19 protein-coding genes are annotated in these 23,652 nt (G+C 42.2%); 7 read left to right on the top strand and 12 right to left on the bottom strand.

The features are described from left to right. Positions 1-23: 23 nt before the first annotated feature. The 3 genes from nirD to F4W09_RS10070 are packed head-to-tail and all read right to left on the bottom strand — an operon-like array spanning position 24 to position 5,570. Entirely contained in the window at positions 24-1,643 is a 1,620-nt protein-coding gene (gene nirD, locus F4W09_RS10060) for a nitrite reductase small subunit NirD (protein ID WP_151504705.1), read from the bottom strand. A gap of 14 nt (positions 1,644-1,657) precedes the next feature. Beyond that, positions 1,658-4,204 (bottom strand): nitrite reductase large subunit NirB, encoded by a 2,547-nt coding sequence (gene nirB / locus F4W09_RS10065; protein ID WP_151504706.1) that lies wholly within the window; start codon positions 4,202-4,204, stop codon positions 1,658-1,660. A 25-nt stretch (positions 4,205-4,229) separates the two neighbouring features. After that, positions 4,230-5,570: an MFS transporter gene (locus tag F4W09_RS10070; RefSeq protein WP_151504707.1), complete on the bottom strand. Its 1,341-nt coding sequence runs from the start codon at positions 5,568-5,570 to the stop codon at positions 4,230-4,232. A gap of 470 nt (positions 5,571-6,040) precedes the next feature. On the opposite strand from F4W09_RS10070, the gene F4W09_RS10075 reads away from it, so the two are divergent. Both F4W09_RS10075 and F4W09_RS10080 read left to right on the top strand, forming a co-directional pair. Next, positions 6,041-6,628, top strand: a complete 588-nt coding sequence (locus F4W09_RS10075) for an ANTAR domain-containing response regulator (protein WP_016168024.1) — start codon at positions 6,041-6,043, stop codon at positions 6,626-6,628. Positions 6,629-6,631: 3 nt separating this feature from the next. Beyond that, positions 6,632-7,621: an ABC transporter substrate-binding protein gene (locus F4W09_RS10080; RefSeq protein ID WP_151504708.1), complete on the top strand. Its 990-nt coding sequence runs from the start codon at positions 6,632-6,634 to the stop codon at positions 7,619-7,621. 15 nt (positions 7,622-7,636) lie between these two features. Here the strand turns inward: F4W09_RS10080 and F4W09_RS10085 are convergent, their stop codons facing one another. From F4W09_RS10085 to F4W09_RS10105, 5 genes are all read right to left on the bottom strand, one after another. Then, positions 7,637-8,434 carry a thioesterase family protein gene (locus F4W09_RS10085; RefSeq protein ID WP_151504709.1) on the bottom strand — a complete coding sequence of 266 codons (798 nt, stop codon included), beginning with the start codon at positions 8,432-8,434 and terminating at the stop codon, positions 7,637-7,639. A 57-nt stretch (positions 8,435-8,491) separates the two neighbouring features. After that, the gene (locus F4W09_RS10090) at positions 8,492-9,169 is read right to left on the bottom strand and encodes a class I SAM-dependent methyltransferase (protein WP_151504733.1); all 678 of its coding nucleotides are present in this window, start codon (positions 9,167-9,169) and stop codon (positions 8,492-8,494) included. A gap of 83 nt (positions 9,170-9,252) precedes the next feature. Then, positions 9,253-10,245, bottom strand: coding sequence for a biotin synthase BioB (bioB, locus tag F4W09_RS10095; RefSeq protein ID WP_151504710.1), 993 nt, complete (start codon positions 10,243-10,245; stop codon positions 9,253-9,255). A 97-nt stretch (positions 10,246-10,342) separates the two neighbouring features. Beyond that, entirely contained in the window at positions 10,343-12,034 is a 1,692-nt protein-coding gene (locus F4W09_RS10100; protein WP_151504711.1) for an AMP-binding protein, read from the bottom strand. 103 nt (positions 12,035-12,137) lie between these two features. Next, positions 12,138-12,767 (bottom strand): TetR/AcrR family transcriptional regulator, encoded by a 630-nt coding sequence (locus F4W09_RS10105; RefSeq protein WP_016168030.1) that lies wholly within the window; start codon positions 12,765-12,767, stop codon positions 12,138-12,140. A gap of 143 nt (positions 12,768-12,910) precedes the next feature. On the opposite strand from F4W09_RS10105, the gene F4W09_RS10110 reads away from it, so the two are divergent. The 5 genes from F4W09_RS10110 to F4W09_RS10130 all read left to right on the top strand — a co-directional run bounded on the left by F4W09_RS10110 (position 12,911) and on the right by F4W09_RS10130 (position 19,562). Beyond that, positions 12,911-14,107, top strand: a complete 1,197-nt coding sequence (locus tag F4W09_RS10110; RefSeq protein ID WP_151504712.1) for an isovaleryl-CoA dehydrogenase — start codon at positions 12,911-12,913, stop codon at positions 14,105-14,107. Between the two features lie 90 nt (positions 14,108-14,197). Next, positions 14,198-15,850 (top strand): carboxyl transferase domain-containing protein, encoded by a 1,653-nt coding sequence (locus F4W09_RS10115; protein ID WP_151504734.1) that lies wholly within the window; start codon positions 14,198-14,200, stop codon positions 15,848-15,850. Between the two features lie 10 nt (positions 15,851-15,860). Continuing rightward, positions 15,861-16,655, top strand: coding sequence for an enoyl-CoA hydratase/isomerase family protein (locus F4W09_RS10120; protein WP_151504713.1), 795 nt, complete (start codon positions 15,861-15,863; stop codon positions 16,653-16,655). A gap of 19 nt (positions 16,656-16,674) precedes the next feature. Further along, a complete protein-coding gene (locus tag F4W09_RS10125) occupies positions 16,675-18,663 on the top strand; it encodes an acetyl/propionyl/methylcrotonyl-CoA carboxylase subunit alpha (protein ID WP_151504714.1) in 1,989 nt (662 codons plus the stop codon). Then, complete coding sequence (locus F4W09_RS10130; RefSeq protein ID WP_151504715.1) at positions 18,660-19,562, top strand: hydroxymethylglutaryl-CoA lyase; 903 nt, start codon at positions 18,660-18,662, stop codon at positions 19,560-19,562. The genes F4W09_RS10125 and F4W09_RS10130 overlap by 4 nt, the downstream gene beginning before the upstream one ends. Before the next feature lie 63 nt (positions 19,563-19,625). Here F4W09_RS10130 and cysK read toward each other — a convergent pair whose 3' ends face one another. The 4 genes from cysK to rutF form a co-directional block, all read right to left on the bottom strand. After that, positions 19,626-20,624, bottom strand: a complete 999-nt coding sequence (gene cysK, locus F4W09_RS10135; protein WP_151504716.1) for a cysteine synthase A — start codon at positions 20,622-20,624, stop codon at positions 19,626-19,628. A gap of 156 nt (positions 20,625-20,780) precedes the next feature. Continuing rightward, positions 20,781-21,656: an NAD(P)-dependent oxidoreductase gene (locus F4W09_RS10140; RefSeq protein WP_151504717.1), complete on the bottom strand. Its 876-nt coding sequence runs from the start codon at positions 21,654-21,656 to the stop codon at positions 20,781-20,783. 22 nt (positions 21,657-21,678) lie between these two features. Next, positions 21,679-23,037 carry a pyrimidine utilization transport protein G gene (gene rutG, locus F4W09_RS10145; RefSeq protein WP_151504718.1) on the bottom strand — a complete coding sequence of 453 codons (1,359 nt, stop codon included), beginning with the start codon at positions 23,035-23,037 and terminating at the stop codon, positions 21,679-21,681. 32 nt (positions 23,038-23,069) lie between these two features. Next, complete coding sequence (gene rutF, locus F4W09_RS10150) at positions 23,070-23,636, bottom strand: NADH-dependent FMN reductase RutF (RefSeq protein ID WP_151504719.1); 567 nt, start codon at positions 23,634-23,636, stop codon at positions 23,070-23,072. Positions 23,637-23,652: the final 16 nt, after the last annotated feature.

Raw genomic sequence — 23,652 nt, forward strand, 5'->3', positions numbered from 1 at the left:
CAAAAAATGATGCGTGATCTGAATTAACCTACTTTTTTTAATGCAAAATCCCGACCAAAAAGCAGCTTATTGCGAATATTGGAAATTGGGGTTTGATCTGCAATTAATTCGGCATACCAAGCACCATCTTCCGTATCTCCGAACAAGACGGCTCCAATAACTTTGTCTTGTTGAATGATGATGCGCTTATAAATTTGACGTTTCTCGTCATTTAAAATGATGTCTTCAAAATCATCTTTAGGCTCAAAATTCCCTGCCGAAAACACATCGACACCACTGACTTTTAATTGGGTCGGAACCGTTGGGGCTTTAAAAGTCAGACTGCCATGTTCCGCCAAGTGACTCGCGCAAATAAAAGCCTGTCCCCATAAAGGCTCGACTAAACCAAAGGTCTGACTGCGATGTTCAATACATTCACCCACTGCATAAATACTTGGGTCAAAAGTTTGCATGGTGTCATTGACCATGACGCCGCGGTTGGTTCTGAGTCCTGCGCTTTGTGCCAAACTAATATTTGGTCTAATGCCGACAGCAAAGACCACCAAATCTGCATCTAACACAGTACCGTCTTTTAAACGTACTTGGCTGACCTGACCATCTGTACCGATTAGCTCTTCAGTATTGGCTTCGGTAATAATCCGAATCCCTTTTTGCTCAATACTATGGCGAAGCATTTGACTGGCCCGATCATCCAGTTGACGTTCCATAATCCGATTCATTAAATGTAAAACGGTGACATTCATGCCACGGCGTTTTAAGCCATAGGCAGCTTCTAAACCAAGTAAACCAGCACCAATCACCACGGCATTACGCTTGTTCTCACAATATTCCAGCATGGTATTGACATCATAAATATCACGGAAACTTACGACGCCTTTTAGGTCTGCACCTTTTACTGGTGGCACAAAAGGCTTAGACCCTGTGGCTAAAATGAGTCGGTCATAATCCACCACAATGCCTTTTTGCGTATGTACTTGTTTACGTGGTCGATCTATTTTCACGGCAGGATCATCTGCAATAAAACGCATACCTTTGTCGTGATACCACGCATGTGGGTGCAACATTATGTCTTCAACCGTTTTTTCACCTGATAACACTGGCGATAACATAATGCGGTTATAGTTGCCCCATGGTTCTTCACCAATTACAGTAATTTCATAACGATCTGGTGCCATATCCAATAAATCTTCAAGACAACGCATACCTGCCAAACCATTTCCAACCAGAACCAGCTTCATTTTTTCTAAAGAAGGCACATTGTTGGTGATATAGGTTTTTTGTGCTGTTGGACTCACCCAAACCCGCCCATCTTGAATTTTGGTTGGGAACACCAGTAGTTTTTGATCTTTATCTTCTAAGCAACGACCAGTCGCTAAACTAAAATGCTGCTTATAAATGGGCGATGCAATGACACGTTCACCTTGTAAGTCGCCAATAATACCGCGGCTCATGACATTGGCTTGGCTAAATGGGTCTTTATTGCTCAGTGCATAAACGCGTTTTTCTGTACCGACACGGAACAACGCAATCGCTTGCCCTTCAACCAAAGCCCCTACGCCCGTATTCGGGGTGATGTCATTTAAATCACAGACCTCAACCCAGTTTTGATCTGGAAGCATATTTTTATCATTTAAAATAGTCATTTACGTTCTCCTTATTATGCTTCAACCATTGGAATACGGTCTTCAGCGCGTTCTGCGCTGTTTAATGGGCGAATTTGTCCGCGTTCTTGAGTAAATTGAATATGCGGATCAGCTTGCTGTTCAGCATTGGCATTGATATAGGTTTGGAAACGTTTACGAATTTCAGGATTTTCAACCGCAGTACGCCATTCATCTTGATAAGTCCCAACAATGTGCTGCATACGACGTTCAAGTTCTGCGGCTAAACCCAGTGAATCCTCAATAATCACGGATTTGAGATAATCCAAACCACCTTCCATGTTGTCGCGCCATACACTGGTGCGTTGTAAACGATCTGCGGTTTGAATGTAGAACATAAAGAAACGGTCGATATAGCGAATCAGCATTTCGGTATCTAAGTCAGATGCAATCAATTCTGCATGGCGTGGCTTCATGCCACCATTACCACAAACATAAAGGTTCCAACCTTTTTCAGTGGCAATCACGCCGACATCTTTACCTTGCGCTTCTGCACACTCACGGGTACAACCCGAAACTGCCATTTTTAATTTATGTGGTGAGCGTAAACCCTTGTAGCGGTTTTCAAGGAAAATGGCCAAACCGACTGAATCATCCACACCATAACGGCACCATGTACTCCCGACACAAGATTTAACCGTACGTAATGATTTGCCGTAAGCATGACCAGACTCAAAACCTGCAGCATTCAACTCTTCCCAAATCAACGGCAGTTGGTGCACTTGCGCGCCAAACATATCAACACGTTGTCCGCCCGTAATTTTGGTGTACAGGTTGTATTTTTTGGCAATTTGACCTACAGCTATTAAGCCATCTGGTGTGACTTCACCCCCAGCCATACGTGGTACAATCGAGTAAGAACCATCTTTTTGGATGTTTCCTAAGTAGTAGTCGTTACTGTCTTGCAGACCCGCATGACTTGGTTTAAGTACGAAATCATTCCAGCAAGAGGCCAAAATGTTTGCAGCCGTTGGTTTGCAAATATCACAACCTAAACCATGCCCATGCTGGTGAATCAGGTCATCGAAGGTTTTAATTTCATTCACACGAACCAAGTGATAGAGCTCTTGGCGGGAGTATGGGAAGTGTTCACAAATATGGTTATTAACTGTAACCCCTTGACGTTGCAACTCTGCCTTTAAAACTTGAGTTACTAAAGGAGCACACCCCCCGCAAGCCGTCGCAGCTTTGGTACATTTCTTTAACGCACCCAAAGAGGTCGATCCGTCACTAATGGCTTGACAAATATCGGCTTTCGACACGTTATTACATGAACATATTGTGGCACTGTCTGGCAGTAAGTCGACACCACTGCCGCCTGCTTTAGCACCTGAGGCAGCAAACCCTGGCATGATGAGGCTTTCTGGAACCTCGGGTAATGCCAGACCATTTAACATCATTTGTAGCAAGTCGCTATATTCTTTGGCATCACCCACCAATACAGCACCCAAAAGTTTGGTTTTTTCTGCATTGACCACGATTTTTTTATACACCAATGCATCTTCATCGGCATAGAAATAGCTCAATGAATTTGGAGTCATGGCATGTGCATCACCCACTGATGCGACATCTACACCCATTAACTTCAATTTGGTGCTCATGTCTGCACCAGCGAAAATGTTGCATTCTTGCTGCATCACATGCTTGGCCGCAATACGTGCCATGTCATAGCCTGGTGCGACTAAGCCAAAAATTTTATTATTCCAAAGCGCACACTCACCAATGGCATAAATATCTTCATGACTGGTTTGGCAATAATCATTAATGACGATACCGCCACGCTCACCAATGGCTAAACCGCTTGAGCGGGCAAGTTCATCGCGTGGGCGAATACCTGCTGAAAACAAGACGATATCGGTTTCAAGTTCAGAACCATCACCAAATTTCATTACATGAACTGCGGATGAGCCATCTTCAATACATTGTGTGGCTTTTTGGGTATGAACTTTGACCCCGAGGTTTTCAATTTTAGTGCGGAGTACTTTGCCGCCTAAATCATCAATTTGCACCGCCATTAAGCGTGGCGCAAACTCCACCACATGTGTTTCTAAGTTCAGGTCACGGAGTGCTTTTGCTGCTTCAAGTCCTAATAAGCCACCGCCAATCACCACCCCTGTTTTTGCATTTAAACTTGCAGCTTTAATCGCATCTAAGTCTTCGATGGTACGGTAAACAAAACAGTTTTGACGTTCATTACCCGGAATTGGCGGTACAAAAGCATAGGAACCTGTTGCTAAAATTAATTTGTCATAACTTAGTGTTTCACCATGATTGGTGGTTACCAATTTATTTTCTGGATCAATTGCAGTGGCTTTGGTATTTAAACGCAGGTCGATGCCATAGGCATCGGCAAAGTCTGCACGTGCAAGTGATAAATCTTTGGCACTTTTACCAGAAAAGTATTCGGTTAAATGCACACGGTCATACGCTAAACGTGGTTCTTCTGCCAAAATGGTAATTTCTACTTCGTCACCTGCCTGCTCAAGTACACTCTCAATGAACTTGTGCCCGACCATACCGTGACCAATCATAAGTAGTTTCATATTCTTTCTCCTTAAATTTTTTTACTTATGCCATGTTGTTACGATCAAGCACGGCTTGTTCAAATAGACGTTGTTCTTTCTCTTTGTGTTCGACCGAAAAGCGAATCATGAGCACAAAACTTGCTGCTATCACCACCAGTCCACCCAGAACCATGAGGCAAGTTTGAATATCTAAGACACCTTTGAGTAGGAAACCTGCTGCAACCGCACCCACGTTGCCACCCGCACCGATAATACCCGCAACACCTCCTAAGGCATCACGATCAATAAATGGCACCAATGCATAGGTTGCACCGCAAGCCATGTGGGTAAACAAAGCAAATACTGTCATGGTTAAAATGGCCAATATCGCAGTGTTCATTTGTGAAAATACAATCAGGAATAGACCTTCCATCAGGATCATGCCGAACAAGACTTTAGTGCGCCCATCCAGCCCTTTTTTTGTTGCAACCTTATCTGAAATAATGCCGCCTAGAGCACGGGCAAACAGTGCCAAAAGTCCGAAAATACCCGCAGCTAAGCCCGCTTCTTTTAGTCCAAAGCCAAAGTTTTCCACGTAGTACATGGCGACGATGTTATGAATAAAAATTTCGATACCAAAGCAGGCGGCATAAGAGCCAAATAGAATCCAGACACGATAGTTACGGGCTGCATGCATTAAGATGTTTAAACCACCTTTTTTCTCACTGCCAACTTGAATGCCTTGAGCGCGTAATTCTTTAAAGTTGCCCTGCGGACAATCTTGCGTGTATTTCCAATACAGTCCACCCACAATCAGCATCATGATGCCAGGAACAAGTAAGGCAATACGCCAGCCCATAGCCTGTTCAACACCGAACATTACTAAAGCTGATAGTAGAAGTGGCATTAAAGCTTGAGTGGCACCGCCACCTGCATTTCCCCAACCCGCAGTAGTGGCATTTGCAGTCCCGACAACATTCGGGGCAAACATAATGCTGGTATGGTATTGAGTGATGACGAAACTTGCGCCAATTGCACCGATGAGCAGCCTAAAGAATAAAAAAGATTCATAACTGTTGGCCGATGCAACACCAAATACAGGAATGCTGCCAAGAATAAGTAATGCAGTATAAGTTTTGCGTGGGCCGTATTTGTCACACAGTGGACCAACAATCAAGCGAACCAAAATCGTAATTGCAACAGCTGCAATATTAATATTCGCGATTTGATCTTTAGTCAGATGAAATTCGCCTGCAATCACAGGCATGAGTGGTGCACAGGCAAACCATGCAAAAAAACAGACAAAAAAGGCGAGCCAACTCATGTGGAAGGCCCGCATCGCTGAAGTCTTAAAATTAAAAAGACTTATTGTTGTGGCTTTTTTCTCATATAAATTTGAAGACATAACCCTCTCCTTCCTGAACTGAACGTATATAAATTCCCACTCGGCAGAGTGATCTGCTTTACAGGTCGATCAGAACGGACATCGTTGGCCGTCTTGCAAATTTTTAAGAGTCGTCTTTGACTCATAAGGGATAATGCAATTGCTATGCCAATATTAATACTATTAACTTAAGATACTGTTTTATTGAAATAAATTTATAAATAACTATGTTTTCTTATATTGAAGCTGAAATTATGTTCAATCTCAAGTATTGGATAATTACCAGAAAAACATCGGAATTTGAGCTTCTGCCACTAAATTGCACATTTTGCTTTGTAATGGTGCACAGATAAATTTTAGGATTTGCTTATTTGTATTTTTTTGTATGTTTAATCACCAAAATGGTACATCGGCATGTTTATTGCTTGTTAATGCTACAAAATAAACATCATTTCTGCCCTGATTAGCAGCCCAATAGCGATAGCTCAAATATGCCAAAGCTTAAAATTGCCCTGATTGATGATGATCAAGATCGTGCCAACTATATAAAAGATTCACTGCTTCAGCACGATTTTGACGTGGTGGCCTGCTTAACCATCGATCATTTAAATATGTTCAAATTAGAGCACTTACAGGCCGATGTTATTTTGCTGGATATGGATCATCCGCATCGTGACATTATTGAAAGTTGTGTGAGCCAGTTTGATTTACCCACTGTGCTATTTACCCAAAATAGCCAAAAAGACATGATTAAGAGTGCTATTGATGCTGGAATTACGGCTTATATTGTCGATGGAATTGATCCTGCAAAATTAGATAGCATTTTAGAGATATCTATTGAACAGTTCAAAAAGCATAAGAAATTACTGACAGATTTAAAGGAAACCCAGAATAAACTGGCAGATCGTAAAGATGTCGAGAAAGCCAAAGTTCTTTTGATGCAACTGCATCAGCTCACTGAAGACCAAGCATTTCAATTACTCCGTAAAAATGCCATGAGCCATCGAATGACCATGGGAGAAATGGCACGTCGCCTACTCGATGCGCAAGAATTACTACAAACCAAGTTGAAGGATTAAGCTATGTCTACATTAGAAAAAACACATATTCAACTTGGCTATATTCCATTGCTCGATTGTATTTCTATACTTTGGGCAAAACATTGTGGTTATTTTGATGAACTTGGATTAGATGTCACACTGGTTAAAGAAGCCTCTTGGGCTAGTCTGCGAGACCGTTTGGCTTTTGGATTATTAGATGCAGCACACTGTTTATCAGGTATTTTACCCGCAGCCTCAATCGGTACAGATCATATTGGCATTCCATTTCAAACCCCTTTGGTTTTAAGTGTAAATCGCGCTTATATCAGTTTAAGTCAGAAATTATGTTTTGAGCTGGGCATTACCCATAACGACACCGCAAAGGAAGTCGCGGCTAAAGTTGTGACCGCGATTCAACACGGACAAAATATTCAATTGGCACATGTATTTGCCAATTCCATTCATCATTTTTGTATTCGTGAATGGCTCGCACTGGCAGATGCAGAATTAGCCCAAAGCATTAAACTCAGAATTTTACCGCCACCTTATATGGTAGAAGCCTTAAATAATCAGGTGATTGATGGCTTCTGTGTTGGGGAGCCTTGGAATACTCAAGGTGAAGTTTTAGGACTGAGTCAAATCGTGGCTTCTAGTCAAGATGTCATTCCTGAAATTGCCGATAAAGTATTAGCGGTGACCAAAGAATGGGCTACAGCCCATCCGAATACCTTAAAAGCAATTACTCAAGCCATTCAAAAAGCCCAGCGTGAAATCAAAACCATGCAGAATTTTAGCCAGATTTGGGCATTATTAACTGAATATGAAGTTTTACAATTTGAATGTTCAGATCGTATCCATGTTCAAGAATTTTATAAAATTCAAAATATTATTCGAAATTTCATAGATGATACAGCCATCCCTAAAGTTGAAGATTTTGAATGGCTGATTCAGCAAATGGAGAAATGGAGCAATGTTCAAGTGAATCATGCTGAGCTTAAAAACTTAAGTCAGCAATGTATCATTCAACTTTAGCTTTTATGGTTTAGATTAGAGTTTTCGTAAGGTTAAGATTTGTTCGCTGCGACCAAAGGGGCCATGTACATCATGCAGGACTGCACTGGTCAAACCAATGCCATCTGTACCATATTGCTGTTCGATGTCTAAACCGAGCCATTGTCCCTGAGGAATGCGATATAGATGAATTTGCAAATCTAAATTTGGAAATGCCCAGCCCGCTTGAGGGTCTTGGCGCGGCACAACACCATTTGCCGTATCCACCATGCCCATCAGTTTGACAAAATCTGATGTGGTTTTACCTTCCACCATATTACATGGGTTGGTTAGCCAAACGAGCCCTTTTCCTGCTCTGCGGGACGTTTCGGCACGGGTTTCAATACTCTGAATATAACCGCCTGGCCAGCACTTCATGCCATCCCAAACAGGCAATTGCTCTGGATGTTGAACTTTTTGATCTTCAAGTCCCGCAATACTATGCGTGTCCTGTGTAAGCATTTTCCATGCACGGGCCACAATACAGATTTTACCATTGGCTTGCATTTCACTTTCAATCAGCTCAATGGTTTTTCCACCTCGAACCATACGTGTGGTAATACTAAAATCGCCAAATCCAATTAAACCAAAAATATCGAGACTAATGCGCCCTATTCGCATGTCATCTCGAGGTAAAAATTGTTCCAATTCTGCACAAATTACACCTGTTGCAGGCGCCATATGTTGCTCATGCGGATTCCAAGCACCTTGAGCATGCAAGTTCGATTGATAATGCGCAGTTACACTTCCATCTGCATGTTGTTCGCGTTGTATTAAACGATAATAAGCAGGCATATTCATATCCTTATTCTTTTGTGTATTCCTTAATTAAGCTCGTTGTTTCAATGGGCATTATTTCACTGCACAAAATCCGTAATAATTTAGAATTTGGCTGTAGGTTTTAACTTTTTTAAATCCAACATTAGATAAGAGTTGCTGCCCCATTCTTGGCGACACCAAGAAAAAATCTTGCTGTAATCGTTCAACCATTTTTTCACTTTGAAGTGTGGTTAAGCCATTATTTTCACAAAGTTGCTTTAGTACAAAAATCTCATGTGCTTCGGTTTCTTTCATTAAGTCATAAGTCAGTAACATTCCATTGGGTTTTAGTTGAGTAAAGATATCTTTAAAGAAGTTTTGCTTTGATTCCAATGGAATAAAATGTGCCACTAGAATGGATAATACCGCATCAAAAATATGCGTTGTGCCAATGGATTTTGTATCGCCATGAATAAAGCGAATACGGCTTAAAACACCTTGCTTTTCTAGATGCTGCTTTGCCTTACATAACATGACATGCGATGGATCTAGCGCTGTAAAGTTCCAAGTTGGATGCTTTTGCGCCAAATATTGAATTTCATATCCTGTTCCACAGCCCACCACCAAAATGTCTACATGTTCTTGTTCGGCATAATGATGAGTTAAAATGGCATCGACTTGCTGATGCGTTAATTCATAGCCTGGAATAAGCTTGCGGATATGCTCATCATATCCCTCCACCACTTGTGGGCTGTTAAAGTCTTTGGCCATACTGCACTCTATTGAATAGTTCGGCAGCCCATGATGACATTGCTCAGAGCTATTCATCATTGCATACTGCTTTATGATTTTTGTTAAGCGACCGACATTGCATCCAAAGTCAGTTCCGCAATTGAAGGTTTTGGTTTTTCTACCGTTAAACCTAATTTTTGAAATAATTGTTGATCTTTGCCCTGTGCGACATTAGGCGTCGTCAGCAGTTTTTCACCAGAGAACAGTGAGTTTGCACCAGCCATAAATGCCAACGCTTGGTCTGAATCAGATAAAGATTCACGACCCGCAGAAAGACGAATATAGCTTTTTGGCATAATGATACGTGCAACAGCAATGGTACGAATCCATTCAGTCACATCGAGCTTTTCTACATCTGCCAATGGCGTACCTTCAATTGGAACCAACATGTTAATTGGCACTGATTCTGGGTGAATAGGTAATGTTGCTAGTTCAAGTAATAAGCCAATACGATCGGCAGTATCTTCACCCAAACCCACAATACCGCCGCTACACACTTTCATGCCTGCACCACGTACATATTCAAGTGTATTTAAACGATCATCGAAAGTACGGGTACTGATGATATTTGAATAATACTCACGCGAAGTATCAAGGTTGTGGTTATAGTAATCTAAACCTGCATCTTTTAAGCGTTCAGCTTGAGACTGGTTTAACATGCCTAAGGTCATGCAAGTTTCCAAACCTAAAGCTTTTACTTCACGAACCATTTCAAGCACATAAGGCATATCACGCTCATGCGGGTTACGCCATGCAGCACCCATACAGAAGCGAGAAGAACCAGATGCTAATGCTTCTTTTGCTTCGCTAATGACTTTGTCTACAGCAATACGCTTTTCTGCTTCTAGTTTTGAATCATAACGTGCAGATTGAGAGCAGTATTTGCAATCTTCAGGGCATTTCCCTGTTTTAATTGATAATAAAGTACTGACCTGAATCTGGTTCGCATTAAAATTTTGTCGATGGATTTGTTGTGCTTGAAAAACCAAATCTAAAAAGGGTTGCTGATATAGATTTTGTATTTCTGCGCGAGTCCAATCGTGACGAAGTTCCATCATGATTTCCTTATTCCGTTTGAATTATTCAGACCTTTTCGTTTTCTCCCTTTACCCTGAAGCAGAGTAAAGGGAAACTCCAAGTCAGAAGATCACGTTATGCAATATCTTCCATTAAATTCAGCTCTTTACGCATAAATTCTTGAAGTCGGAATTTTTGTGCTTTACCTGATGCGGTCATTGGAAACTCGGTAAAGAAACGTACATAACGTGGTACTTTATTATGTGAAATATGTTCAGCACAGTAACGTCGGATACTTTCTTCTGTCGTTTCATGGTGCTCATGGAGAATGATACAGGCACATAGTTCTTCACCATAGCGTGCATCTGGCAGACCAATCACCTGTACATCACTGACATCTGGATGGGTATATAAGAAATCTTCAATTTCTTTCGGGAACAGATTTTCACCACCGCGAATCACTACATCTTTAATGCGACCTTTAATTTTTACAAAGCCGTCATCATCCATTTCAGCAATATCACCCGTATGCATCCAGCGCGCGTTATCAATCACTTCTTGGGTTTTTTCACTATCTTCCCAATAACCCAACATCACTGAATAACCACGAACACAGAGTTCACCGAGTTTGCCACGTGGTACGACTTTTCCTGCTTCATCCACAATTTTGATTTCTAAATGTGGATGTACACGGCCTACTGTTCCCACACGCTGTTCCACGGTATCAGTGGTCGAGCTTTGTGCACTGACAGGTGCTGTTTCGGTCATGCCATAACAAATCGTAATTTCCGTCATGTGCATTCGCTCCATGACACGTTGCATAATTTCACGCGGACACGGACTACCTGCCATAATGCCTGTACGTAAACTACTCAAATCAAAGTCGTTGAATTGTTCATGCTCTAAAGTGGCAATAAACATGGTGGGCACACCATAAGCTGCCGTACATTTCTCTTGCTGAATGGCTTTTAAAGTGTCTAATGGGTTAAATACAGCCGATGGATAGACCATGGTTGAACCATGTGTAATACAGGCTAAATTCCCCATTACCATACCGAAACAGTGAAATAATGGTACTGAAATACACACGCGATCTTGTGGAGTCAAATGAATCGCTTCACCCACAAAATAACCATTATTTAAAATGTTATTGTGCGTGAGCATGGTGCCTTTCGGGTTACCTGTGGTTCCCGAAGTAAACTGAATATTAATGGTTTCATCAAACTGCAACTCACTTGCAACTACTTCTAAATGATCAAGTTGTTTTGCAGTGGGTTGTCCCAAAAGATCTTGAAAACGATGAATACCTGTATGCACTGCTTCATCAATTTTAATCACGTGTTTTAAATGAGGTAAACGTAGCGCATTTAAGATTTTATCTTCAGCTTCTTGCAGCTCTGGCGCAATTTTGGTTAAAAGCTCTTGATAATTTGTGGTTTTAAATTGCGATGCAATGACTAAGCCTTTACACGACACCTTATTCAGTACGTATTCTAGCTCGTTACTTTTATACGCGGTGTTTAGATTAACGAGAATAATACCTGCTTTAAATGCAGCGAATTGAGTAATGGTCCATTCCACACAATTGGGGGACCAAATGGCAAGCCGATCGCCTTTTTTGAACCCCAGTTTGAGTAAGCTACAAGCAAAAGCATTCACCTGTGCTTGTAGCTCTTTATAGCTTAACCGTACATTCTGATGCACACTGACCACAGCATCTTGATCTGCATATTGCACACATGCCTGATCAAATTTTTCACCAATGGTCATGCCCAGTAAAGGTTGACTGCTGGTTCCATACGCATAGCTTAACCGTACCTGTGTCATTTGAATCACTCTCCTTGATTCTTTGTAATTCTGATTCTTACTGTTTTATTTTGATCACAGAGATTACTTTGTACGGATTTCCCTCCTTTGCATATAAGACTATTTAATTACGATCCTGTAATTGCACAGCTTGTACACAAAAGTCTGCAACCTGTTTCACAAAGTAATCTTTGTAGTTTTGATCAAACATCACATTACGAGATGGATTTAAAGGTTCAATTACAACAAAAGTCATGCTTCCGACAATGCATAACGCCACCGTATTTAAATCTTCAAAACCGAACTCACCATTGACTTTCCCTTCGGCAAGAATCTCGTTAATCGTTTGTTTAATTAACTGTTTACTGCGAAAACGCTCATGCTCAACAATTGGATCTACAGGTTCGAACATGAGTGAATACGACAGTTGAGGACTGTTGAGTGCCCGCTTAACAAAGGTCGTGACAGCCTTATGTAATTTTTGTTGTGCTGTTAACCCTTCACTGCTCGCAATCGTATTCAAAATATGAATTTCATGCTGAATCGCTTCAGACAACACTTCAATTAAGACTTCACTTTTATTATCAAAATAGCGGTAAACCAAGCCACTAGAAACGCCTGCACGTTCCGCAATCGCTTGAATTTGGGCATCTTTAAATCCCCCTTGAGCAATAAGTTCTCGCGCAGATTGCAAAATCGACTGTCGATTTTGTTCCATTCGCTCTTGCATCAATGTCGATCTTTTATAACTCATAATCTTATTCTCATCCAGATAAAATGAATTGTAAATCATTTTGTGAATTTTAGTTCACTTTTTTAAAAAATAGATGTATTGTAAAACTACAAGCACAACAACAATGCTTATTGGACAACAAATATAACCTCAGGATGAACAGCATGAACGCACACGTTCCATTACAACTTAGTCTACAAACCTTAAGTTTCGGTTTAGATGAAACTTTGATCGCACTGCGTGATTCAGTTGCTGCATTTTGTGCAAAAGAAATTGCACCAATTGCTCAACAAGTGGATCGTGACAATGTATTCCCTGCACACCTTTGGAAGAAAATGGGTGATATGGGCTTACATGGTTTAACAGTAAGCGAAGAGTATGGTGGTTCTAACCTCGGTTATTTAGCGCATATTATTGTTATGCAAGAAATCTCACGCGCATCTGCCGCTATAGGATTGTCTTACGGAGCACATTCTAACCTATGTGTGAACCAAATTAAGCGAAATGGTAACGAAGAACAGAAACAACGTTATTTGCCTAAACTTATTTCTGGTGAATTTGTAGGTGCATTAGCAATGTCTGAACCAAATGCAGGCTCTGATGTGGTCAGCATGAAATTAAAAGCGGAAGAACAAGGCGATCATTACCTATTAAATGGCTCAAAGATGTGGATTACCAATGGTGGTGATGCCGATGTCTTGGTGGTTTATGCCAAAACCGATTTACAGGCTGGACCTAAAGGTATGACGGCATTCCTGATTGAAAAAGATATGCCAGGATTCAGCTATGGGAACCATCTCGATAAATTGGGGATGCGCGGTTCAAATACGTATCCATTATTTTTCGACAACGTTAAAGTGCCAAAAGAGAATGTGCTTGGCGGCGTGGGGAATGGCGTAAAAGTGCTCATGAGCGGTCTGGACTATGAACGTGCGGTATTAAGTGCTGGTCCTCTAGGTATTATGGATGCCTGCATGGATACCGTGATTCCTTATATTCATGATCGTAAACAGTTTGGACAAGCGCTTGGTGAGTTCCAGCTCATGCAAGGCAAAATTGCCGATATGTATTCAACTTGGTTGGCATGTAAAGCTTTGGTTTATGCAGTAGGTGCTGAATGTGACAAAGCTGAACATAGCCGTAGCTTAAGAAAAGATGCTGCCAGTGCCATTCTTTATGCTGCTGAAAAAGCAACATGGATGGCAGGTGAAACCATTCAAGCATTGGGCGGCAATGGCTATATCAACGAGTTTGCAGCAGGTCGTTTGTGGCGTGATGCAAAACTTTATGAAATTGGTGCAGGAACTTCTGAAATCCGCCGTATGTTAATTGGTCGTGAATTATTTAACGAAACGGCTTAACGCTTCTGGCTCACTTTATACAAGGAAGTTTATATGAATCAATTACAAACCCAACTGCAAAGCGGCCATGAAGAGTTGAATCTGGTGAAAATGCCAAAACAGAGCAATCAAAACATTACTTTCGCAAGCCAAGGCTCGGATTTAAATCAACTGCAAAGCAAAATTAACAGCCGCAGTGAAGAATTTAAAAACAATCAGGCAACGATGTTGAATTTGGTACAAGATTTAAAACAAATCAGCCAAAAAATTGCCTTAGGTGGTGGTGAAAGCGCGCGTCAAAAGCATATTGCTCGTGGAAAACTGTTGGCACGTGACCGTATTGATCAACTGATTGATGCAGGTACAGCTTTCCTTGAAATTGGACAATTGGCTGCACATAAAGTTTATCCTGATGATGTCCCTGCTGCTGGTGTTGTGGCAGGAGTTGGTCAAGTGAATGGTATCACCTGCATGATCGTGGCTAATGATGCAACGGTGAAAGGCGGTACTTATTACCCGCTTACTGTGAAAAAGCACTTACGCGCACAAGAAATTGCAGAACAAAACCACTTACCTTGCATTTACTTGGTGGATTCAGGCGGTGCATATTTACCTATGCAAGATGAAGTGTTTCCAGATCGTGATCACTTTGGGCGTATTTTCTATAATCAAGCCCGTATGTCGAGCTTAGGTATCGCTCAAATTGCCGTCGTGATGGGCAGTTGTACCGCAGGTGGTGCTTACGTTCCTGCCATGTCGGATGAAACCATTATTGTGCGTAACCAAGGCACGATTTTCTTGGGTGGTCCACCATTAGTAAAAGCTGCTACAGGTGAAGTGGTCAGCAGTGAAGACCTTGGTGGTGGCGACGTCCATACTCGCCTTTCTGGGGTCGCTGACCATTTGGCAGAGAATGATGAACATGCCCTTCAGATTGCGCGGAATATTGTAGCGAATTTAAACATTCAACCGAATAAAACACTAGAAGGAATTGAAGAACCACTTTTCCCTGCCGAAGAACTGTATGGCATTGTGCCGAGTGATACACGTAAACCCTTTGATGTACGCGAAATTATTGCCCGTATTGTCGATGGTTCGCGTTTAGACGAATTTAAAGCACGTTTTGGAACAACTTTAATTACGGGCTTTGCCAAAATTTATGGTATGCCTGTCGGCATTATTGCCAATAACGGCATTCTATTCTCTGAGTCAGCACAAAAAGGCGCGCACTTTATCGAGCTCTGTGTACAACGCAATATTCCCTTATTGTTTTTACAAAACATCACGGGTTTTATGGTTGGACGTCAGTACGAAAATGAAGGGATTGCTAAACATGGTGCCAAATTGGTCATGGCGGTTGCCACAGCCAATGTGCCTAAACTGACTTTGATTATTGGTGGCTCATTTGGTGCAGGAAACTATGGTATGTGTGGTCGTGCTTATTCGCCACGCTTCTTGTGGACTTGGCCAAACTCTCGGATTTCAGTCATGGGTGGCGAACAGGCAGCGAGCGTACTCTCGACCATCAAACGTGATCAAATTGAACAAAAAGGTGAATCTTGGTCTGCCGAAGCAGAAGATCAATTCAAACAACCCATTCGTGATCAATACGAACGTCAAGGTCATCCATATTACTCTTCTGCGCGTTTGTGGGATGACGGCGTAATTGACCCTGCTCAGTCTCGTCAAGTGTTAGGCTTAAGTTTGGCAGCAGCATTAAATGCTCCAATTCAGCCAACCAAGTTCGGCGTGTTCCGCATGTAAGAGGTGAAAAATGGACTATCAATTTTTACAACTCGAACAACAGCAACAAGTGGCAACGGTTTGGATCAATCGTGCTGAACTGCATAATGCGTTCAACACAACAGTAATTGAAGAATTGCATCACTGCTTTCAACAACTGAATGAACGTAATGATATTCGTGTGGTGATTTTAGCGGGTCGTGGCAAAAGTTTCTCCGCAGGTGCTGACTTAAACTGGATGAAACAGGCAGGACAAGCCTCTCAAGCGGATAATGAAGCAGATGCGTTAAAACTGGCGAAAATGCTACAAAGCTTAGCAACTTTAAAACAGCCAACCATTGCGCGTGTACAAGGCATCGCCTTTGGTGGAGGTATGGGACTTGCTTCGGCTTGTGATATCTGTGTGGCCAGTACGGATGCGAAATTTGCCACATCGGAAGTCCGTTTAGGTTTGGCACCTTCAACCATTAGCCCTTATGTCATTCGTGCAATTGGCGCACGTCAGGCTTCACGTTACTTCCTCACAGCAGAACGTATTACGGCTGAGCAAGCATTACAGATCGGTTTAGCGCATGAAGTGACCACACCTGAATTACTTGATGCCAAAGTTGATGAAATTGTACAAACACTGTTGTTAGGTGGACCTGAAGCTCAAGCAGCGTCGAAGCAATTGATTCAAATGGTGAATCAGCAAAGTGTGGATGAAAGTCTACTTTTGAAAACGGCACAACATATTGCCCATGTGCGCCAAGGCGAAGAAGCAAAAAATGGACTAAACGCATTCTTAAATAAACATAGCCCAGCTTGGATTAAGGCAACGGCATAACGATAATAAGGACAGAACAATGTTTGAAAAAATTCTAATTGCAAACCGTGGTGAAATTGCCTGTCGTGTTATTCGCACTGCTAAAAAACTCGGCATTGCGACAGTTGCTGTCTATTCAGATGCTGATGCAAATTCTCAGCACGTTAAACAAGCAGACGAAGCAATTTATATTGGTGAATCCCTTGCTTCTCAAAGCTATTTACAGATTGACCGTATTATTCAAGCAGCTCTAACGACAGGCGCACAAGCAATACATCCAGGTTATGGCTTTTTGTCTGAAAATGATCAGTTTGCAGAAGCTTGTGAAAAAAACAACATTACCTTTATTGGTCCTCCTGTTGCTGCCATTTTAGCTATGGGCTTAAAAGCGACCTCTAAAGCTTTAATGGAAAAAGCAGGTGTGCCCTTAACTCCGGGTTATCATGGCACCAATCAAGATGCAGCTTTCCTAAAACAGCAAGCAGATCAAATTGGCTATCCCGTATTAATTAAAGCCAGTGCTGGCGGTGGCGGTAAAGGAATGCGTTTGGTTGAACGTGAAGCTGACTTCTTAAGTTCCCTTGCATCTTGTAAAAGTGAGGCCAAATCAAGCTTCGCCAATGATGACGTATTGATTGAACGCTATGTGATACAACCACGCCATATTGAAGTGCAAGTTTTTGGTGATACCCACGGTAATTATGTACATCTGTTTGAACGTGATTGTTCAGTGCAACGTCGCCACCAAAAAGTACTTGAAGAAGCACCTGCCCCTTTGATGCCGCAGCATAAACTAGAGGCGATGCGCCAAGCTGCAATTGATGCTGCACGTGCAGTGGATTATGTCGGTGCGGGTACGGTTGAGTTTATTGTAGAACAAGACGGTACAGCGTATTTCATGGAAATGAATACTCGCCTACAAGTAGAACACCCTGTAACAGAAATGATTACAGGACAAGACTTAGTCGAGTGGCAATTACGTGTCGCTTATGGTGAGCCATTACCGAAGCAACAACATGAATTACAGATTCATGGTCATGCGATTGAAGCGCGTGTTTATGCGGAAGAACCTGAAAAAGGCTTCCTTCCTGCGATTGGTCAAATTAGTTATTTACATTATCCAAAGCAAAATCAGCATGTCCGTGTGGATAGCGGAATTGTTGAAGGCGATGAAATTACCACGTTCTACGACCCAATGATTGCCAAGTTAATTGTTTGGGGCGAAAACCGTGAAGCAGCATTGGTTCAAATGCACCATGCTTTAGGTCAGTTTCATGTAGAAGGCTTAGGCAATAATATTGCATTCTTGGACCGTATCATTCGCTGTGATTCATTTAAAAATGCCAAACTGGATACCAATCTGATTCAACGTGAAGATGCGTTTTTAATGAATGCGGAAGTTGCTTCATCCGAAACCATTGTATCAGCGGCATTTATTGAACTATTGAAGCGTTTTCATCAACAGCAAAATGCAAATCCTGTTTGGTCATCATCACCGCTTTGGCGTGTCAATGTGAAGACTCAATACGGCATAAAATTGCAACTAAATCAACAAGCTATCGAGGTGCGCTTTACTGCTATCGATAACGGCTTTATTGCACACTATCAGGGTCAGGAATATCCTATTCAAGGTCAACTGCTAGATGCACATGTAGCCCAACTCAATCTGAATGGTAAACAGTCGAAATTGGCCTTTAGTGTAGATGCAGACCATTTAACTGTTTTTGAAAATGGGCAAACACATAAATTTGCTTATATCCGTCCGAACTATGGCAATGTCGATACTCAACATAGTGAGGGTAATTTGAAAGCGCCAATGCCGGGCGTGATTACCCAAGTTTTGGTTGAAGCCAATGCACAAGTGAAAAAGGATGACATCCTGCTTACTTTAGAGGCCATGAAGATTGAATATGCAATTCGTGCGCCACGCGATGGTGTGATTACATCAGCCTATTTCCAACCAGGCGACCAAGTTAAAGCGGGTGATGAACTGGTGGAGTTTCAGGCTTTAGCAGAGGAAGTGGCATGACTGAATTTGTGAAAATCGTTGAAGTCGGTCCGCGGGATGGGCTTCAAAACGAGAAAACTCCGCTCACGCTTCAAGATCGTAAACAACTGATTTTGGATTTAATGCAGACGGGACTTAAAGCCATTGAAGTCGGTTCTTGTGTGTCTCCGAAGTGGGTGCCACAAATGGCATTGAGTGATGAACTCTATGCTGAATTGCCCAAGGACCCGAATGTTCAATTCAGTTTGCTCACGCCAAATATGAAAGGTTTTGAATCTGCTTTGGCTGTCGGATGTAAAGAGGTTGCGGTTTTTACCGCAGCTTCTGAAAGCTTTACGCAAAAGAACATCAATTGTTCAATTGATGAAAGCTTTGAAAAATTTGCCGACATCCTAAAAGCAGCCAAAGAACATGACATTAAAGTTCGTGGCTATGTGTCTTGCGTGGTCGATTGCCCCTATGAAGGTGCGATTGATCCGAAACAAGTCAGCAAAGTCGTGACTCGTTTATTTGATATGGGCTGTTATGAAGTCTCTTTGGGTGAAACCATTGGTACAGCAACCCCCAACCGTGTCAAAAAGATGTGGGAAGCTTGCTTAAGCGAATTAGATGCTCAATTCATGGCAGGACATTTCCACAACACCTATGGCATGGCAATAGCCAATATTTACCAGTCTCTTGAACAAGGCATTCGGATTTTTGATTCTTCTATTGCGGGTTTAGGTGGCTGCCCTTATGCCAAAGGCGCCTCAGGCAATGTCAGTACCGAAGATTTATTGTATTTACTCAATGGCATGGGCTTTGAAACAGGGATTCATGTTGAAGCATTGATGCAAGCCAGTCAAAACATTAGTCAACGTTTAGACCGGAAAAATCCCTCGAACTATGCCAATGCATATTTACAAACGCGTTGTGCTTAACAAAAATAATAAATCAGCCACTTATTCAGCGGCTGATTTACATTTCATACAGATCAAACCAACTTAATCAGCCGAAATATCTTCAAACAGAACTGAAGATAAATAGCGTTCACCGCTATCAGGTAAAACCACCACAATGTTTTTGCCCGCATTTTCAGGGCGAGCTGCCAATTGTGCTGCTGCTGCCATCGCTGCACCGCTAGAAATACCCACTAAAATTCCTTCTTGTGTCGCAGTTTTACGCGCCCAATCAATCGCATCTTGGCTAGTAATCGCCACAACCTCATCGACCAAATCAAGGTCTAAGTTCTTCGGAATGAAGTTTGCCCCAATCCCTTGAATTTTGTGCGGTGCAGGAGTAATTGCTTCACCACGCTTGGTTTGTCCAATAATTGCAGATTCAGCAGGTTCTACTGCAACTGAGTAAATTGGCTGGTTTTTCACTTTTTCAAAGAAACGCGAAATCCCTGAAATGGTACCGCCAGTTCCTACACCCGCCACTAAGATATCGACTTGACCGTTGGTCGCTGCCCAAATTTCAGGACCTGTTGTGTCTTCATGAATTTGTGGATTGGCTGGATTTTCAAATTGTTGTGGCAGGAAATAATGTTCAGGTTGCTCGGTGGCTAAACGAACAGCCTCATCTACTGCACCTTTCATCCCTTTAGCTGGCTCAGTCAATACCAAGTTTGCACCCAATGCTTTTAGTACTTTACGACGTTCAATACTCATGCTTGCTGGCATGGTTAAAGTAATATCATAGCCTTTTGCCGCTGCAACAAACGCTAAAGCAATTCCTGTATTACCACTGGTCGGTTCTACAATATGCATACCTGCTTTTAACACGCCACGTTTTTCTGCATCTGCAATCAGTGCCGCACCAATACGACATTTCACTGAAAAAGCAGGGTTTCGGCTTTCAACTTTGGCAAATACATTTGCACCACCTGAAATGACACGATTAATGCGAACCATTGGTGTGTTACCAATTGCTTCAGCATTATTGCTATAAACCGCGATACCTAAATTATTTGGTGTTGGAAAGGCTGAATCAGTACTCATGTTATATCCCTAAGTTTATTGACTATTTATAACTGAATCATGATACAACCAATTTTGCTGAAATACAGATGGCGCTGAGCATTTTCTGTAGATTTCGTTTTAAAAACCTTCTTTGTGAAGATCTTGATTTCGGCATTTCCCTATGCCGTTTGCAGTTTAAGCTTCCAAAACTGTTTGGTTCCATTGTTCAAGCACGGAAACCGCCGCAGTAAAATCCATCTGCTCCGCTTGAGCTTTCGGAATTTCCTTAAACAAGGCTTGAATACTTTCAAAAATCGGCACGTTTGAATCCTGTTGTTGTGCTAAATCCAAACCAATCCCAATATCTTTTTGCAATAAATTCAAGGCAAAAGTTTTGGGAAAACTACGGTTCAAGACCTTCTGCGCCATAATGGAGTCAGACACGGTACTTTTACCACTTGACTGATTGATACAATTCAATGCTGCTGAAACAGCAACCTGTTGTTGCTTCAGAATGGTCAAGCCCTCCGCCAAAGCCCATAAATGGGTTGCCATCAGTACATTATTCACGGCTTTCACCGCAAAGCCTGAACCGCTACAGCCGACATATTCAACCACGCCTGAAAATGCTGAAATGATGGGCAATGCGCGTTGGTAGGCGTGCTCATCACCGCCCAACATCACTGTTAAAGTGCCACATTCCGCACCAATCGTTTGACCAGACACAGGTGCATCTAGATAGGCAACCTGATTTTGCCCAAGCTGCTGAGATAACTTGCGTGCTGAATCTGGCACACCACTGGTACAGTCAATCCAGATACTGCCTGCTTTTGGCGGATATTGTGCAATTAACTGTTCGACATCCGCACTGGTCGGCAAGCAGGAAAATATAAAATCGGCTTGTACGGCTTGTTCCAAACTCACAGCCTGTGTACCAAATTGCTGTGCATGTAGCTCGGCTTTTTCAGTTGTACGGTTCCAGACATACACGGGTAAACCCAGTTTTGGCAGATGGGAAGCCATATGCCAACCCATCGCACCTAATCCAATAAAAGCAATACTTTGACTCAATTTCTCTCTCCAATCAGGCTCATTAAGAACCTTGTGCAACACTGCTGTTCGCTTGGCTTTCCACACTTTGAACTTTTGCTACAGTCTCTTCACCACGGTTTAAAAATAGGTTAAGTAGAATTGCTGCCAGTGTTGCGGTACCAATACCACCCAAGTCAAATGATCCAATGTGTAAACTGAAGTTTCCTGCACCCATAATTAAACTCACGGCTGCAATAATTAAGGTGCTGTTTTGGGTAAAATCAACTTTGTTATCGACCCAGATTTTTGCTCCAGCGACGGTAATTAAGCCAAATACAACGATAGACGCCCCACCTAACAATGCAACTGGAATGGTGCTGATCACGGCACCAAACTTTGGTGATAAGCCAAGTAAAATGGCGAAGATCCCTGCGACTACAAAAATGGTGGTTGAATAAACTTTGGTGACGGCCATTACGCCAATATTTTCCGCATAAGTGGTCATGCCTGTACCACCAACCGAAGCGGATAAAGAAGTACACACACCATCTGCGAAAAATGCGCGTCCCATATACGGCGACAGGTTTTTCCCTGTCATGGCTGAAACTGCTTTGAAATGTCCTAAATTTTCCGCCACTAAAATAATCGCGACAGGTACAATCAGTAACATGGCATTTGCATTGAATACAGGAGTATGGAAAGTTGGTAAACCAAACCATGCAGCATTACTAATCACTGAGAAATCAATAGGTTTACCCCAACCCATGACATTCGCAAGAAAGAAATACACAAAATAAGCAGAACAAAGTCCAATCAGGAGCAATAAACGTCGTACCATACCGCGAGTAAACACTGCAACAGTACTAATACAGACAATGGTAATCACCGCCATCCACGTATCGAATGTATTGGTAGATACACTTTTAATCGTAATGGGTGCAAGGTTTAAACCAATGATCATGACAATCGCACCTGTAACAATCGGCGGCATCAACTTTTCGATCCAACCTGTTCCCGTCTTCATCACCACAAGACCAATACCAGCATACACCAGACCGCAGGCGATGGTTCCACCAAGCGCGAGTGCTAAGTTGGGATTCGAGCCTGCACCTGCGTAACCTGTTGCTGCTGCAACAGCCCCAATAAATGCAAAGCTAGACCCCAGATAACTCGGCATTCGGCCACCTGTCATCAGGAAGAATAAAATGGTGCCTATACCCGTAATAAAAATGGTTAAGTTGGGATCAAAACCCATCAGCAAGGGAGCCAGCACCGTTGCTCCAAACATGGCAAAAGCATGTTGTAAGCCTAGAACGATACTGCGACCGACAGGAAGATATTCATCAATTTGAACAGGTGTTGTATCTAAATCGCCTTGGTAAGGCTTAAATTTTGGAAACCACGATTGTTTTTCTTGCATGGGTTTCCCCTCCTTCTTATAGGGTTTGTTCTTTAGCACATACGGTGTGGTTCACAATAAGCACGGTTAAAATACATCAACGCATTTAAGCCCTGATTGTGTTGAATGGCTTTGACCTGACAGAACAAAACATCATGACTCCCCACACTCATGCTTTGTACAATTTCACAGTCGAAACTAATTAAGGCATCTTGCAAAACAGGTGCCTGTGTGGTGAGCGTTTCCCACAGTCCTGCTGCAAAGCGTTCTGGCATAGGTGTTTTGCCACCAAAAACATTGGAAAGTGTCATCTGATGTGAAGCTAAGGTATTTACACATAACACTTTATTGGTCTTAAAAGTCTCAAATACAGATGCAGAACGATTGAGGCACACCAATAAGGTCGGTGGTGTATCAGTCACACTACATACGGCAGATGCGGTAAAACCTGCGACACCTGCGGGTCCAGAAGTAGTAATCACATTCACTGCTGCCCCCAGATTTGACATGCCTTCGCGGAATGCTTTCTGATCGACTTCAATATGCGTGGTTTTTTGCGTGTTATAGATTTGTTCTAAACATTCTTCTTTAATCAAACTTTTGAGTAATTCTGCATTCATATTTATTCTCCTGTCG

This window comes from Acinetobacter tandoii, from assembly GCF_008867985.1.
GTDB lineage: Bacteria > Pseudomonadota > Gammaproteobacteria > Pseudomonadales > Moraxellaceae > Acinetobacter > Acinetobacter tandoii.